We start from the raw sequence: 15,248 nt of genomic DNA, 5'->3' as shown, positions 1-15,248 counted from the left end.
CCTGTGCAACGGGGCGGCGCTGCTCTCCCGATGATGGTCAGCCGGTGCTCTGCCCGTCCAGCTTTTTCCCATCCCGAGGTAAACGGCATGCCAGCTACCCAACTTCGCATTCTGCTCATCGAGGACAACCCCTCCGACGCGGACCTGATCCGCAGGATGCTCGCCGAAAGCCGGGACCCGGAGTTTGCGGTGCAGGTCGCCGAACTGCTGCGGGACGGCCTGGCGCTCCTGGAGACCCGGCCCTACGACATCGTCCTGGTGGACCTGGGGCTTCCCGACTGCCGGCAGGGGCTCGAGGCGGCCCTCAGGGTACGCACCCAGGTGCCGCTGACCCCGATCATGGTGCTCACCGGTCTCGAGGACGAGGAGATCGCCCTGAAATCGTGGCAGCTCGACATCCAGGACTACCTCATCAAGGGGGAGTTCAACGCCGGGCTTTTGGCCCGCTCGATCCGCAACGCCATCCAGCGCAAGCGGGACATGGAGGTGCTGCGCGAGACGGAAAACCGCTACCGGACCCTCTTCAACGCCCTCGACGACGCCTTCTGCATCATCGAGATGCTCTACGACCAGGCCGGCAACGCGGTGGACTACCGGTTCCTGGAGACCAACGACGCCTTCGACAGGCACTCGGGCCTCCTCGGGGCGCGCGGCAGGCGGATCCGGGAGCTGGTGCCGGACCTGGAACAGCACTGGGTCGATACCTACGCCGCCGTAGCACAGACCGGGGAGCCGATCCGTTTCGAGAACCGCTCCAGGCCGATGGCGCGCTGGTTCTCGGTCTATGCCTTCCGGTTCGGCGCCGCCACGCGCCGGCAGGTCGGCATCCAGTTCACCGACATCACCCAGCGCAAGCTCGCCGACCAAAAGCTGCGCGAGTCCGAGGAGAAGTTCTCCAAGGCCTTCCACGCCGCCCCCACCCTCATCTCCATAACCACCATCCCCGAGGGGCGCTACCTCGACGTGAACGAGGAGTTCCTGCGCACCCTGGGCTTTGAGCGCGAGGAGATCCTGGGGCACACCTCGCAGGAACTCGGGATCTGGGACTCGCCCCGGGACCGGGAGATGCTCCTTGGCAGGCTGCACGACAACCAGATGGTGAGGGACTACCCGGCGCTGCTGCGCGCCAAGGACGGCAGGGGGGTCAACGGGCTCCTCTCCCTGGAGATCATCGAGATCGAGGGGGACGAGTGCCTGCTCACCATCACCCGCAACGTAACGGCACTGAGACGGTCCGAGGAGGAGCGCACCCGGCTGGCCCTTATGGTGGAGTCCTCGGAAGATGCCATCATCGGCAAGACCCTGGACGGCATCATCACCAGTTGGAACCGCGGCGCCGAGAAGATCTACGGCTTCACGGCGGACGAGGTGAAGGGAAAAAACATCTCGTTGCTGACGCCTAAAAACATGCCCGACGAGATCGAAGGGCTCCTGCAGGCGATCCGGCGCGGCGAGACGATCGAGCGCCTGGAGACGGTTAGGATCAGAAAGGACGGCAGCGAGTTCCCGGTGGCACTGACCATCTCGCCGATCCGCGACGAGCTGGGGTGCATCGTGGGCGCCTCTACCATCGCGCGCGACATCAGCGAGCGTAAGGCGGCGGAGCTGGAAATCGTGCGGCTCAACGCCGACCTGGAGACCCGTGCCAGCCAGCTGGAGCTGGCCAACCGCGACCTGGAGGCCTTCAACTACAGCGTGGCCCACGACCTGCGCCAGCCGCTCACCGTGATCAGCAGTTTCTGCCAGGCCATCGACACTTTCTGCGGCGCCCAGCTCCCCGGTGAATGCCGGGAGTTCCTGCAGGCGGCGCTGGACGGGGTGCAGCGCATGAACCGGCTGATCGACGCGCTGCTGGACTTCGCCCGCCTGGCGCATACCGAACTGCGCCGGGAGCCGGTCGATCTCTCGGCGCTGGCAAGCGAGATCCTCCAGGAGATGCAGGTCTCCGAACCGCAACGCCAGGTCGCGGTACAGGTCGCCGAAAAGGCCGTGGCCTACGGGGACGCGAACCTTTTGCGCCTGGTGCTGCTGAACCTCTTGGGCAACGCCTGGAAGTACACCGGGAGCCGGGCGAGCGCCGTCATCGAGTTCGGCTGCCGCGAGTTTGAGGGCGGGGCGGTCTTCTACGTGCGGGATAACGGCCTTGGCTTCGAAAAGGAGCAGGCGGCCAGGATCTTCAACCCCTTCGAGAGGTTGCCGGGAGCCGAGCGCTACCGCGGCTTCGGCATCGGTCTCGCCACGGTGGAGCGGATCATCCGGCGCCACGGCGGCAACATCTGGGCCGAGGGGGAGCCGGAGCGCGGCGCCACCTTCTCGTTCACCCTTCCCGGGGCAGGGGAGCAGGGGACGGGGGACAAGGAGGGGGAACCGTGAGGATACTGATCGCCGAAGACGAACCGGCCTTCCGGCAGATCCTGGAAAAGATCCTGACCGGCTGGGGGTACGAGGTCAGGGTTGCCGAGGACGGCAGCGCGGCGTACCGGATCCTCTCGGGGGAGGACCCGCCGCGGCTCGCCATCCTGGACTGGAAGATGCCGGGGTTGGAAGGGGTGGAGATCTGCCGCAGGCTGCGTGAGGAGAAGCCGGAGCACTACCTGTACATCATCCTGCTCACCTCCCAGCAGCGCGAGGAGGACCTGGTACAGGGGATGGAGGCGGGCGCCGACGACTACCTGATCAAGCCGTTCAAGCTGAACGAGTTGAGGGTCCGGCTCAGGGCGGGGCGGCGCATCATCGAGCTCAACGAGGAGCTCCTGGCGGCCCGGGCCATACTGCAGGAGAAGGCGACCCACGATCCGCTCACCGGGCTTAGAAACCGCGAGGAGATCCTGGACGCGCTGGACAAGGAGTTCGCCCGCGTCGGGCGCGACGGCGGCTGTTTCACCATCATCATGGCCGATCTCGATCACTTCAAGGAGGTAAACGACAGCTACGGCCACCTGGCCGGCGACGAGGTGCTTAGGATCAGCGCGCAGCGCATGCTGAGGCTCATGCGCCCCTACGACGCGGTCGGGCGCTACGGCGGCGAGGAGTTTCTCCTGGTACTTCCGGAATGCTGCGGCGGGTGCGCCCGCGCCTTCGCCGAACGGTTGCGTGCCGGCCTCGCCGAGCGCCCCATGGATACCTCCGAGGGAGCCATCGACGTGACCGTGAGCCTTGGCGTGGCCGCCAGCGGTGCAGCTGCGGGGCGCGAGGGTGCCCGTGGACTCATCAAGGCCGCCGATGACGCACTCTACCGGGCCAAGGCGAACGGCCGCAACCGGGTGGAACTCGCGGAGGGGGCCGCCGTGCGGGGCTGCCCCAACCACGACTGAACCTGCTGAGGCAGTAGGGTGTGGAACCCTCTTTGCTGGCAGAGGCGACATCTTGAAATGCAGATCTTTAGCAGTATAAGAGATACAGCGTATACGATATCTGGCTCAAGACCGGAAACGTTTGACTGACAGGGATGCGGACGGCTGTCTAAATGGACACTGACATTGAGACAATCAACAGGAGGTAACCTATGTCACCGCTTTCACTCGTTGCATCCATTGAAAAGAGACTCGATGCCCTGGTAGAACTCAGTCGCAGAAACCAGCGCATCAACGTTATGACTGACCGGGCTCCCGAACAGCCGACCATCACCATTTCGCGGGAATTCGGCTGCGAGGGGTTGCCCGTTGCCGCACGTGTTCAGATGCTGCTCCAGGAGCGGACCGGCGTAAGCTGGGGGATCCTGGACCGTGCCACCCTGGACAAGATGGCCCAGAACCGGGATGTATCGGAGGAGATCTTCAGGAACCTGGGGGGCAAGAACCGCTTCCTGGACGAGGCGATGTCCACCATCCTCACCGACTGGACCAGCGATAAGGACTACTACCAGCACCTGTGCAACCAGATCATCCCCTTTGCCAGGGCGGGGCACGTGATCATCATCGGGGTGGGGGCCGGCATCCTCACCCAGAAGATGTCCAACTGCCACAAGTTCCGTATCGTGGCCCCCATGGAGTTCAAGGTGAAGTCCTTCGCGCAGCGGCATCACATGAGCGAGGACGAAGCATTCAAGCTGATCGTCAAGCAGCAAAAACAGCGCAACGCCTTCATCACCGACTTCCTGGACCGCGACGTGACCGATCCGACCCTCTACGACGTCATCTTCAACCGCGCCACCAACTCCGTGGACCAGATCGCCGAGATGATCTGCTACCACATCCAGTCCGGCCAGCGGAAAGCGTAGGGGAATCATCCCGCCGATGGGGACTGTCCCCTTTGCCTTGTTGGAGTGATCCCCCTCCCGCAAGGTCCCTAAGCGAATTCGGTGAACGTCGTCCCTTGGGTCCCCTCTCCCCTTGCGGGAGGGACAGGGTGAGGGGGAGGCACCACTTCATTGCCGCTGGCAGCTTCCCCCACCCCCCGACCCCCTCCCGCAAGGGGAGGGGGAGACAGTGGACCTGCCGCACCTTTATCTGCCGGTTCTGCAAAACGAAAAACGCCCACCGATTCAAGATCGGTGGGCGTTTTTCGTTTGTAGAGCAGGTTAGCCGGGTTCTTTCTCTACAGCGCCTTCCCGCGCGGCAATTGCCACCCCTTGAGGATTGCGGCGCACCTGATGGTGATGACCGTGGCGGCTGAGACGGTGAGGTTTATCTCCGAGGGGACCTCGAGCCGGTAGAGAAGGTAGAAGAGCGCCCCACCCACCGCGCAGGCCGAGGCGTAGATCTCGCGCTGCAGGATGAGCGGGATCTCGTTACTGAGCGTGTCGCGGATCAGCCCGCCGCAGGTGGCCGTCATCACCCCCATGATCACCGCACCCATGAACCCCAGGTGGTAGTTGAGCGCCTTCGAGGTCCCGATCACCAGGAAGGTCCCCAGGCCCAGGGCGTCCAAAAGCAGCATGGCGCGGTTCATCCGCTCGAAACTGCGCGGCGTGAGGAACACAACGACCGAGGCGGCCAGCGCCAGGTAGAGGTAGAGCTCGTTTTTAAAGCAGAAGGGGGGGGTATCGCTCAAAAGCAGGTCGCGCACCACCCCGCCGCCGGTTGCGGTGACGATCCCCAGCACCACGACCCCCAAAAGGTCCATGCCGCGACGCACCCCGGCGAGCGCGCCCGAGGCGGCAAAGGCCACGGTCCCCAGGAGGTCCAGGGTGTAGATGATCTCGGATTGGCTGGTCATGGAATCGCGGTCGCTCCTACTCGTCCAGGTCCAGCGGGAAGTCCTGGGCCGACTGGTAGTCGACGACGTCGTGCCAGAAGCGCTGTTGCAGCTCCTTTAAAAGCGGCTCCAGGCTCTTGCGGTCCTGCGCGGAGATGGTGATGGCGTTGTACTTGCGGGTCACCTGGCGTACCTTCATGAAGGCCAGGGGATCGCGCTGCTTCAGGTTGGCGATCAGGTCGATCTTGTTGAAGACCACCAGGCGCGGCTTGTCGGCGAGTTCCAGCTCGGCGAGGATGGCGTCGACGTTTTGGATCTGTTCCTCGAAGCGGGGGTTGGAGCAGTCCACCAGGTGGATCAGCAGGTCGGCGTCCTTCAACTCCTCGAGGGTCGCCTTGAAGGCCCCCATGAGGGACTTGGGGAGGCTGCGGATGAAGCCTACCGTGTCGGTGATGATCACCTCGCGGTCCATCGGGAAGCGCAGCCGCCTGGAGGAGGTGTCCAGGGTGGCGAAGAGCAGGTCCTCGGTGAAAACCTCGCTCTTGGTGAGCGTGTTCAAGAGGGTGGACTTCCCGGCGTTGGTGTACCCCACGATGGAGATGATGGGGATCCCCGCCTTGACGCGTTTCTGGCGGCGCTGGTAGCGTCCGTTGGAGAGCTCTTTCAGCTCGCGCTCCAGGTGGGCGAGCCGGTCCCGGATGCGGCGCCGGTCGATCTCCAGCTTGGTCTCGCCGGGACCGCGCCCGCCGATGCCCCCCATGAGCCGCGACATCTGCACCCCGCGCCCGGTGAGCCGGGGCATCAGGTACTTGAGCTGGGCGAGTTCCACCTGCACCTTGCCGTCCTGGGTTGTGGCGCGCCGGGCGAAGATGTCCAGGATCAGCTGACTGCGGTCGATGACCTTCATCTCGGTGAGCTCGGAGATGGAGCGCACCTGGGCCGGCGAGAGCTCCTGGTCGAAGACCAGCATGGTGGCGCCGAACTGCAGCGCCTTGATCACCACCTCGCGGATCTTTCCCTCTCCCAGGAGGTAGCGCGGGTTGAACTCCTTGGGGCGCTGGATCACGGTGTCGAGGACCCCGACGCCGGCGGTGCGCGCCAGCTCCTTCAGCTCCTCCATGGAGTCCTCGGCCTCCTCATGGGAGGAGCGGGTCACCGAGATGAGGATGCCTCGCTCCTGGTTGCTGGCCACGACCTTACCTTCCTCCAGGCCGCGCTCCAGGGTCTGTTCCAGGATCTCGATGAAGTGCTTGAAGTGCAGGTCGAACTTGGCGAACGGGACCGAGGGCTCCACCTGGTAGGGGCGCGAGCTCGACTCGGGGGGGACCAGTGCCGCGGTCTGGATCGAGAAGCGCTCCGGGCTCTGGGTGAGCTGCAGTGCCGCGATCATGTCCAGGCGCAAAAGGGAGAGGTCGGTCAGGTCGTCGTCGGAGAGCGGCTCACCCTTCAGGTGGGTGTGCACCAGGCGCAGGCCGCGCAGGAGCCGCTTGCCCAACGGGTAGTCCGTGAGGTTGGGGATCATAATGCCGCGCTCGTCGCCCACGATGACGTAGGCGATCTCGCCGATGCGGTTTATGAGGATGCCGAGCTGGCGACGGATATCCAGGGAGATCTCTACCAGCTCGCGCGCCAGCTCCAGCGAGACCAACTCGCCGTGGTTGCTGCGGCGGCGGTACAGCCGCTCGAGCTGCTTGACCTGGTTCGGCTTCAGTCCTGTCAGGTTCCCGTGTAGCTGTTTGATGGCGCTTCCTCCCGAGGTTTGTGAGCGCAGGCCGTGCCGCCGGCTCCTAGCGGCGCCCTGGGCTGCTGCGTTCCGGCTTTCTGCTACAGCCCGATGACGTTGTAGCCCGCGTCGACGAAGTGGATCTCGCCGGTTACCCCGCTGGCCAGCCCGCTTGCGAGGTAGACGGCGGCGCCGGCCACCTCTTCCTGGCTGATGTTGCGGCGCAGCGGCGCCTTGCTGGCCACGTGCCCGGCGATCTGGCCGAAGCCGCCAACCCCCGCTGAGGCGAGGGTACGCAGCGGACCTGCGGAGATGGCGTTCACCCGGATGCCGTCCTCTCCGACCGCTTCTGCCAGGTAGCGCACCGTCATCTCCAGGGCTGCCTTGGCGACCCCCATCACATTGTAATTCGGAAATACCTTTTGCCCACCGTAGTAGGTCATGGCGAGGATGCTGGCGTCTCTCCCCTGCATGAGCGGCGCGGCTTCCTTGGCCATGGCGATGAGCGAATAGGCGCTGATGTCGAGGGCGGTGGCAAAGCCCTCGCGCGTCGTGTTGAGGAAGCTTCCCTTCAACTCCTCCTTGTTGGCGAAGGCGACCGAATGAACCAGGATGTCCAGGCCGCCCCAGCTCTCGCGCACTTTGGCGAAGAGTTCCGCAAGGTCAGCGTCGTTGCGCACGTCGCAGGGGAGCACCAGGTTCGCCCCGATGCTCTCCGCAAGGGGCTGTACCCGCTTGGCCACCGCCTCGCCAGCATAGGCGAGCGCTACTTCGGCACCCTCCCGACGGTAGGCCTCGGCCACTGCCCAGGCGATGCTTTTATCGTTGGCGACTCCGAAGATAAGCGCCTTCTTTCCTTCCAGTAAACCCATGGGTCTCCCTCCTGCCAATCCTGGCAGATTAAAACCTTCTAGTGTGCTGCTGGCGCATAGCAGCAGATAGTAATGAAAAACGTTAACTTTTGCAAGAGTTGGTGACCTTTTACTCAGCGGTCACTCGATGACGCTAAGCTCGCACCACGAGGTGAACCTTCCTGTCCTCGAAATGAAACTTCGCGCCTCGAAGTGAAACCTTTGCACCCTCGAAATGAAGTTTCGCGCGGCGAAGTGAAGCTTTGCACCCTCGAAGTGAAGCTTTGGATCCTCGAAGTGAAGCTTTGCACCACCAAAGTGAAGCTTTGCACCACCAAAGTGAAGCTTTGGATCCCTCGGAGTGAAGCTTTGCTCTGAAGCCAAAACTCTTCGTCGCTGAACGTTCGCCGCTGCCCACAACGCGCAAGGGGCGAATGCCGGATTCGCCCCTTGCGGGCCAAGACGCTCGAGCCGCCTTGGCATTTCTAAGGTAACAGGTCTGCTTACTCTTCCGGTGCAGCAACCTCGGCAGCCGGTATCGGCTGTTCATGCACCGTTGTGGCCTCGCGTGCCTTCAGCGTCGCCTCGATCGCCACCAACCGCTTGTCCATCTCCTCGAGGAGCACCAGGGTCCGCTCCACCCGCCCCTTGATGTTGAAGATCACGAAGGGGAGGATGAACCAGATGACCGTCAGGAAGAACCCGAGGATGGTCAGCATCATCATGAAACCGCCGAAGACTTCCATGTGCCCCTCCGGTTGCCGGTGTTAGAGTGCCTGCTCCAGCGCCCGCGCCAACTGGTCCGGGCAGGAGGTGTCACCCTGGCAGGCGATCCCCTTGAGGCGCGTGATCGCATCGCTAACCTGCATGCCGCGCACCAGGGCGGAGACCGCCTGGGTGTTGCCGGCGCAGCCGTCGATGAATTCGGTGGCGACGATGACGCCGTTATCTACTTCGATCTCGATCCGGGAAGCGCAGCTCCCCGAGGTCTGGTAACTGATGCGCATCTACTTCTCCTTATGGAAAAAAAGTCCTTTGTTTCGGTGCCGGCTGACCTTGGTGGCGGGTTTCGGACCGAAAGCATCTGGTTCTATACCGTTAGTGGGGGCAAAAGTCAATCGGAGTCGGCGAGCAGGGCCTGGGCCAGGGTGAGCCGTTCGGGGCCGGGGAAACTGCGCAGGTACAGGGCGTTTATGGTGGCCAGGGCCTCGTTCAGGCGCTCCAGGTCCAACACCGCGTTACCCGGGATGCTGGTGAGTCCCCGGAAATTCTCGGGGCAGAAGTCGACCCCTTTCGCCCCCTCGCGGATCAGCAAAAGCGGCAGACCGTGGGTGCGGCAGATGATGGGGCGCGCCCGGTACAAAAGGCACAGCCCACCCTTAAGGAGCGGGCAGGGGCCATCTGCAGCAGCTTGGGCCGCGGCGGAGCGGATCTCTTGAGCCTGTTCGACGGGGAGTTCGCGGAGGGCCTGGGTGAGTGCCGCGGCTTCGACGGCGAAGATGGAAAGGTGGCGGCAGCAGGAGTCGCAGCCGGGGCGGCAGACGATCTCTTCGTGGAAACGCTCTGCGGTGGCCCGGCACATCTCGTCGATGCGGGCGAGCAGGGCGCGGTAGTTGTCCAATCCGGGCATGGCCTCTAGTCGGTTCCCTGGAGCGCTTTGCAGAAGGAGTGCATCAGCTCTTTGTTGAGGTAGAAGTAGGGCTTCTCGATGGTGCCGCTGAAGCCGAAGTCCCTGTAGTTCACCATCACCGGATCGTCGGTGCGGCCGCTCGAGACGTACCCCTTGGCGTCCGGGTCGATCTCCAGGAGGCGCTGCATCGCCTCCTCGCCACCCATCCCACCCGGTATGTTCAGGTCGAGGATCACGGCGGCGAAGGGGGCGCCGGACTGGCGGCGTTCCCGGTACAGTTCCACGGCTTCCAGGCCGTCGCTGGCGAACTCTACGGCGAACCCGTAGCGTTTCAGGGTCTCCCCCGCCACGAAGCGGACCATTTCATCGTCATCCATCACCAGGACCTTGGCTGGCGTATCCGGATTGCCACTGACCATAGAGTGGGTACCCCTTTGCGCTGTTGTATGGCTTAAAAAGTCGTGATATGTAGGTATAGCGTTTATGTATCCGGCTGGCAAGCCCATTTTTGGCCCGTTTCGAGGACCGCGGGGTGCCTTGCTGAAAACAAAGGAGCTGCAGATGGCCAAAGTGAAGTCGCCGGTGACGGCGGCGATCCGGGTGCTGCGCCAGGAGAAGGTTTCCTTCGGCGAGCACCCCTATACCTACGAGGAAAAAGGGGGGACCGCGGTGTCGGCGCGCGAGTTGGGCGTTGCCGAACATAGCGTGGTGAAGACCCTGATCATGGAAGACGAGACGAAGGCGCCGCTTATCGTCCTGATGCACGGCGACCGGCAGGTCTCCACCAAGGAGCTGGCCCGCCAGATCGGGGCGAAAAGCGTGGCGCCCTGTACGCCCGACACTGCCAACCGCCACTCCGGATACATGGTCGGCGGCACCTCCCCCTTCGGCACCCGGAAGCAGATGCCGGTGTACCTCGAGGAGGGGATCCTGGAACTCCCGCTCATCTACATAAACGGTGGGAGCCGCGGTTTCCTGGTTTCCCTGACCCCTGCGGAGCTGGTCCGGGTGCTCAAGCCGACCGTAGTCACCGTGGCGATTTAGGGAACCGTGTGCCTGGGATCCCGGGTAACGTCCTGAAAATGCGTCCCCTCTCTCCCTGCGGGAGAGGGCTAGGGTGAGGGGGAGGGTGCCATTTTGTTGCAGCCGGCAGCTTCACCCACCCCCCGACCCCCTCCCGTCGAGGGAGGGGGAGATCTGTTTTCCGGGGATCTAGAAAAGGAGGCTGCGATGGAACTTGCCGAGCGGTTTCGGATGGGGGCAGAGCTGGTGCGCGGGGCGCAGGCCCTGGTTATCACGGCAGGCGCCGGGATGGGGGTCGACTCCGGGCTTCCCGACTTCCGCGGCGACGCCGGGTTCTGGCGCGCCTACCCGCTCTACGCGAGGCTCGGCTTGAGCTTCGTCGATGCCGCAAACCCGGAGCACTTCGAGCGCGACCCGCACTTCGGCTGGGGCTTCTACGGGCACCGCACCAACCTCTACCGCGAGACCGTCCCCCACGACGGGTTCCGGATCCTGCTCTCCTGGATCGCGCGCTTCGGGCTCCCCTTTTTCGTCGCCACCTCCAACGTGGACGGCCAGTTCCAGAAGGCGGGCTTCGCCGAATCCGAGATCCTCGAGTTCCACGGTTCGATCCACCACCTGCAGTGCACCCGCCCCTGCAGCGACCGGATCTGGGAGAACCGGGCGAGCTTTTCGATCGACGAGGAGACCATGCGTGCCGAAGAGGTCCCGACCTGCCCGCGCTGCGGGGCGGTGGCGCGCCCCAACATCCTCATGTTCGGCGATTGGAGCTGGGTGGAAGAGCGCACCCGGCGCCAGTGTGAACGCTTCAACAGCTTCCTCAACGCACAGCATGGCCGCAAGCTCGTGGTGGTGGAGTTGGGCGCCGGGACCGCAATTCCCACCGTGCGGGCCACCAGTGAGCGGTTGGGGGGCTTCCCCGGGGCGCGGGTCGTGCGGATCAACACCCGCGAGCCCCAGATCCCGCCGCCGCACCTCCCGCTCCCCTGCGGCGCGCTCCAGGGGCTCGCCGGTATCGAGGCCGAGCTGTTGTAGGCGCAAGCGCGGGGGTGTCAGAATCCCGACTGCCCACGGGCCCCACCTTTCTCTTTCCTTAAGTCCCCATACCTGCTGTGAAACTTCCTGCAGACCACCCGCAAATAAGCCTTGCCTTTTAATTTGACTGTGCTAGAATGCCCAATTTTTAGGCAGAATAGAAAGAGAACCTGTATGCAGAAATCGGTAGCCATCGGCTCCCTTAGCTTGGCAAATCCGGTGTTTCTCGCCCCGATGGCGGGGATCACCAACCTTCCCATGCGGCTCATGGCCCGCGAATGCGGCGCTTCGCTCACCTTCACCGAGATGGTGAGCGTGAACGGACTTACCCGCGAGGGACGCAAGAGTTTCGAGCTGTTGAAGACGCTCCCCGCCGACCGCCCCATCGGGATGCAGCTTTTCGGCGACGAAGCAGAGATGCTCGCCGAGGCCGCCCGCCTGGTGGAGGAGCACGGCGAATTGATCGACATCAACATGGGGTGCCCGGTCCGCAAGGTGGTGGGGACCGGGGCCGGCAGCGCGCTTATGAAGGATCCCCAGAAGGTCGCCGGGATCATCCGGGCGGTGCGCCGGGCCACGAGCCTCCCCTTTACCGTTAAGTTCCGCACCGGCTGGGCCGCGGGGGACGACACCTTCCTGGAGATCGGCCGCATCGCCCAGGAAGAGGGGTGCGACGCGGTGACCCTGCACCCCAGAAGCCGCTCCCAGATGTTCGACGGCAAGGCGGACTGGTCCCGGATCGCCGAACTGAAACAGGCGCTCAGCATCCCGGTAATCGGCAGCGGCGACCTCTTTACCCCCCAGGACGTCAGCCGCATGCTGGAAGAGACCGGCTGCGACGCCGTGATGATCGCCCGCGGCGCCATGGGGAACCCCTGGATCTTCCGCGAGGCCCTGCAGCTTCTGGCAGGTGAGGACGTGCGGGAACCTACGGTCGAGGAGCGCTACGCCGTCGCGAAGCGGCACCTGGAGCTTTTCACCGAGCTCGAGGGGGAGCGGGTGGCGCTTCTGGAGATGCGCAAGCACCTTTCCTGGTACTCGAAGGGGGTCCCGGGAGCGGCCCAGTTCCGCGCGGCGGTGAACGCGATCGAGACCCTGCCCAAACTCATCGAAACGATGGAGAACTTCTTTCATGGATGAACGGATGGAGGCTTACTACGCAAACGTGGTCGACAGCGTCGGTGACGGTGTCATCGTGCTCGACAACGACGGTGTAGTGACCCTGGTGAACCCGGCGGCCGAGGAGATGGCTGCCGTCTCGCGGCGCCAGGCGCTGGGGAGCCCCTTCCGCGATATCTTCAAGGGCGAGAACGCCTTGAACGAGATGGTGGCGAAGACCGTGGCCACCGGGATGTCGGTTTCGGACCACGAGAACATCGTCCTCAAGCGCGGCGGCAGGCTCACCCCGGTGGGGGCCAGCACCTCGCCCCTTTTAAGCTCCAGCGGCGAGCGGATCGGCACCATCCTCCTCATGCGCGACCTCACCAACGTGCGCGAGCTCGAGGACGCGGTGCGCCAGGCGGACCGGCTCTCTTCGCTGGGGGCCCTGGCCGCGGGGCTTGCCCACGAGATCAAGAACCCTCTCGGGGGGATCAAGGGAGCGGCGCAGCTCTTGGAAATGGAGTTTCCCGACAACGAGGATCTGCGGGAATACATCCGGGTGATGCTCAAGGAGGTGCAGCGGGTGAACCTCATCGTGGAGGAGCTGCTGGCACTGGCCTCGCCGGGTCGGCTCAAGCTCACCAAGGTGAACCTGCACCGGGTGCTCTCCGACATCGTCCTTTTGCAGCGGCGGGCCGCCGAGGATGGCCGCAAGGCCTCCATCCAGCAGTACTTCGACCCGAGCATCCCGCCCATCCTGGCCGACGAGTCGCTCCTGACCCAGCTCTTTTTGAACCTGATCAAGAACGCCCACGAGGCGGTGGGGGAAAACGGCGTGGTGAAGGTGACCAGCCGCGTCTTGTCCGATTACAGCATGAACCAGAAGGGGGAGCGCCGCGCCCGCATGGTGGCCATCGACGTCGCCGACAACGGCCCGGGGATCCCGGCCGAGGTGCTGGAGAACATGTTCACCCCCTTTTTCACCACCAAGTCCAAGGGGACGGGACTTGGCCTCGCTATCTGCCAGAAGATCGTCTCCGAGCACCGGGGTATGATCAAGGTCGATTCCGACCCTTCGCGCGGTACCGTCTTTACCGTGATGCTTCCCCTGATTCACTAGCTGCGTCTTCCGGCCGGGCCGGATTGTATTTCTCTTTGCTTGCCTGCAATGCACCTATCAACCGCAGTCGCCGGACCCAGAGCGGGGATCAACGACGATCCCGATGCTGACCCCGACTCGAGGAGTGTCTCATGCCCATCAACAACATTTTAGTGGCCGACGATGAAGAGAGCATGCGCTGGGTCCTTTCCAAGGCGCTGCGCAAGAAAGGCTTCAACGTCGAACTGGCCCGGGACGGCGAGGAAGCGCTGCGCCTGATCAAGGAGAACGTCTTCGACCTGGCGCTCCTCGACATCAAGATGCCGGGGATGACCGGCCTCGACCTCCTGGACCGCATCAAGGAGGCCTCCAGCGATCTCTTGGTGGTGATCATGACCGCCGAGGCGAGCATGAAGAACGCTGTCGAGGCGATGAAGCGCGGTGCCTACGACTACCTCACCAAGCCGTTCGATCTGGGGGTCATCGACGCCTTGGTCGAGAAGGTGAGCCGGGCGCGCGAGATGACCAGCCAGGTCTCGCTTTTGAAGGAAGAGCTGAAGGACCGCTACCAGCTCGAGAAGACCATCATCGGCAACTCGCCGGCCATGCGCGAGATCTACAAGACCATCGGCAAGGTGGCCCCGAGCGACGTGACCGTGCTGGTGCAGGGGGAGTCGGGGACCGGCAAGGAGCTCATCGCCCGGGCCATCCACTACAACTCCCGGCGGCTGGGTAAGCCCTTCGTGCCGCTCAACTGCGCCGCCATCCCGAGCGAGCTTTTGGAGAGCGAACTGTTCGGTTTCGAGAAGGGGGCCTTCACCGGCGCCACCGAGAGGAAGCTGGGGAAGTTCGAACAGGCCAACGGCGGGACCATCTTCCTTGACGAGATCGGCGACATGCCGTTCGACCTGCAGGCGAAGATTTTGCGCGTCCTGCAGGAGCGCGAGATCACCCGCACCGGTGGCAACCAGAGCATCCCGGTCGACGTGCGCATCGTGGCGGCGACCAACCAGGATCTCGAGGAGAGCGTGCGCAAGCGGCAGTTCCGCGAGGACCTCTACTACCGCCTCAACGTGATCCCGATCCACCTGGTTCCCTTGCGGGAGCGTGCCGAGGACGTGCCGCTTTTGGTCGAGTACTTCCTCTCCAAGATCTGCGGCGAGCTCGACGTGCCGCTCAAGCGCTGCTCGAACGAGGCGTTGAACCTGCTCACCAGCTACAACTGGCCCGGTAACATCCGCGAACTGGAGAACACCATCAAGCGCGCCGTGATCCTCTCGCCCGACCCGCTTCTCGTGGCAGGCGACTTCCCGGGGCTCACCACCCGGCAAGAAGACGGCAAGGGGGAGGAGCTCTCCCTCGAGGGGATCGTGGACGTCAAGTTGCGCGGCAGTTTCAGCAACATGGAGCGCATGGAGAGCGGCGACGTCTATGCCATGGTGCTCGAGCAGGTCGAGCGTCCGCTGATCCGCTTCGTCCTGGAGAAGACCCGCGGCAACCAGGTGCGCGCCGCCGACATCCTGGGGATCAACCGCAACACCCTGCGCAAGAAGATCACCGAGCTGGGGATCGAGCTGCGCAAAGAATAAAACAGGTCAAGGGTAAGGTTGAGAAAAGGCGTCTGCCGCCACACTCACCTTGCTGCTCCCC

Annotated in this window: 15 protein-coding genes; 8 read left to right on the top strand and 7 right to left on the bottom strand. The window is 64.0% G+C overall.

Features of this window, described 5'->3' with window-relative positions; genetic code table 11:
- Positions 1–87: 87 nt before the first annotated feature.
- From GMST_RS03110 to GMST_RS03100, 3 genes are all read left to right on the top strand, one after another.
- A complete protein-coding gene (locus GMST_RS03110) occupies positions 88–2,373 on the top strand; it encodes a PAS domain S-box protein (RefSeq protein WP_183353141.1) in 2,286 nt (761 codons plus the stop codon).
- Positions 2,370–3,314, top strand: coding sequence for a GGDEF domain-containing response regulator (locus GMST_RS03105; RefSeq protein WP_183353140.1), 945 nt, complete (start codon positions 2,370–2,372; stop codon positions 3,312–3,314). Before GMST_RS03110 ends, GMST_RS03105 begins: the two co-directional genes overlap by 4 nt.
- A 191-nt stretch (positions 3,315–3,505) precedes the next feature.
- The gene (locus GMST_RS03100) at positions 3,506–4,219 is read left to right on the top strand and encodes a cytidylate kinase-like family protein (RefSeq protein WP_183353139.1); all 714 of its coding nucleotides are present in this window, start codon (positions 3,506–3,508) and stop codon (positions 4,217–4,219) included.
- Positions 4,220–4,536: 317 nt separating this feature from the next.
- On the opposite strand, the gene GMST_RS03095 is transcribed toward GMST_RS03100, so the two are convergent.
- The 7 genes from GMST_RS03095 to GMST_RS03065 form a co-directional block, all read right to left on the bottom strand.
- Positions 4,537–5,157, bottom strand: coding sequence for a trimeric intracellular cation channel family protein (locus GMST_RS03095; RefSeq protein WP_183353138.1), 621 nt, complete (start codon positions 5,155–5,157; stop codon positions 4,537–4,539).
- A 16-nt stretch (positions 5,158–5,173) separates the two neighbouring features.
- A complete protein-coding gene (hflX, locus tag GMST_RS03090; protein WP_183353270.1) occupies positions 5,174–6,847 on the bottom strand; it encodes a GTPase HflX in 1,674 nt (557 codons plus the stop codon).
- 113 nt (positions 6,848–6,960) lie between these two features.
- A complete protein-coding gene (locus tag GMST_RS03085; RefSeq protein WP_183353137.1) occupies positions 6,961–7,731 on the bottom strand; it encodes an enoyl-ACP reductase FabI in 771 nt (256 codons plus the stop codon).
- A 482-nt stretch (positions 7,732–8,213) separates the two neighbouring features.
- Complete coding sequence (locus tag GMST_RS03080) at positions 8,214–8,456, bottom strand: hypothetical protein (RefSeq protein ID WP_183353136.1); 243 nt, start codon at positions 8,454–8,456, stop codon at positions 8,214–8,216.
- A 21-nt stretch (positions 8,457–8,477) separates the two neighbouring features.
- Positions 8,478–8,717 (bottom strand): TIGR03905 family TSCPD domain-containing protein, encoded by a 240-nt coding sequence (locus GMST_RS03075; protein ID WP_183353135.1) that lies wholly within the window; start codon positions 8,715–8,717, stop codon positions 8,478–8,480.
- Between the two features lie 107 nt (positions 8,718–8,824).
- Positions 8,825–9,340 carry a YkgJ family cysteine cluster protein gene (locus GMST_RS03070; protein ID WP_183353134.1) on the bottom strand — a complete coding sequence of 172 codons (516 nt, stop codon included), beginning with the start codon at positions 9,338–9,340 and terminating at the stop codon, positions 8,825–8,827.
- A gap of 5 nt (positions 9,341–9,345) precedes the next feature.
- Entirely contained in the window at positions 9,346–9,759 is a 414-nt protein-coding gene (locus tag GMST_RS03065) for a response regulator (protein WP_183353133.1), read from the bottom strand.
- Positions 9,760–9,901: 142 nt separating this feature from the next.
- On the opposite strand from GMST_RS03065, the gene ybaK reads away from it, so the two are divergent.
- From ybaK to GMST_RS03040, 5 genes are all read left to right on the top strand, one after another.
- A complete protein-coding gene (gene ybaK / locus GMST_RS03060) occupies positions 9,902–10,384 on the top strand; it encodes a Cys-tRNA(Pro) deacylase (RefSeq protein ID WP_183353132.1) in 483 nt (160 codons plus the stop codon).
- A gap of 186 nt (positions 10,385–10,570) precedes the next feature.
- Positions 10,571–11,398, top strand: a complete 828-nt coding sequence (locus GMST_RS03055; protein WP_183353131.1) for an SIR2 family NAD-dependent protein deacylase — start codon at positions 10,571–10,573, stop codon at positions 11,396–11,398.
- 174 nt (positions 11,399–11,572) lie between these two features.
- Positions 11,573–12,538, top strand: coding sequence for a tRNA dihydrouridine synthase DusB (gene dusB, locus GMST_RS03050; RefSeq protein WP_183353130.1), 966 nt, complete (start codon positions 11,573–11,575; stop codon positions 12,536–12,538).
- Positions 12,531–13,619 carry a two-component system sensor histidine kinase NtrB gene (locus GMST_RS03045; protein WP_183353129.1) on the top strand — a complete coding sequence of 363 codons (1,089 nt, stop codon included), beginning with the start codon at positions 12,531–12,533 and terminating at the stop codon, positions 13,617–13,619. Before dusB ends, GMST_RS03045 begins: the two co-directional genes overlap by 8 nt.
- 131 nt (positions 13,620–13,750) lie before the next feature.
- Entirely contained in the window at positions 13,751–15,187 is a 1,437-nt protein-coding gene (locus tag GMST_RS03040; RefSeq protein WP_183353128.1) for a sigma-54-dependent transcriptional regulator, read from the top strand.
- Positions 15,188–15,248 lie beyond the last annotated feature (61 nt).

Source organism: Geomonas silvestris, from assembly GCF_014193515.1.
Taxonomy (GTDB): domain Bacteria; phylum Desulfobacterota; class Desulfuromonadia; order Geobacterales; family Geobacteraceae; genus Geomonas; species Geomonas silvestris.
Note: the sequence above shows the minus strand (reverse complement) of the source record. Positions and strands in the feature narration are given on the sequence as shown.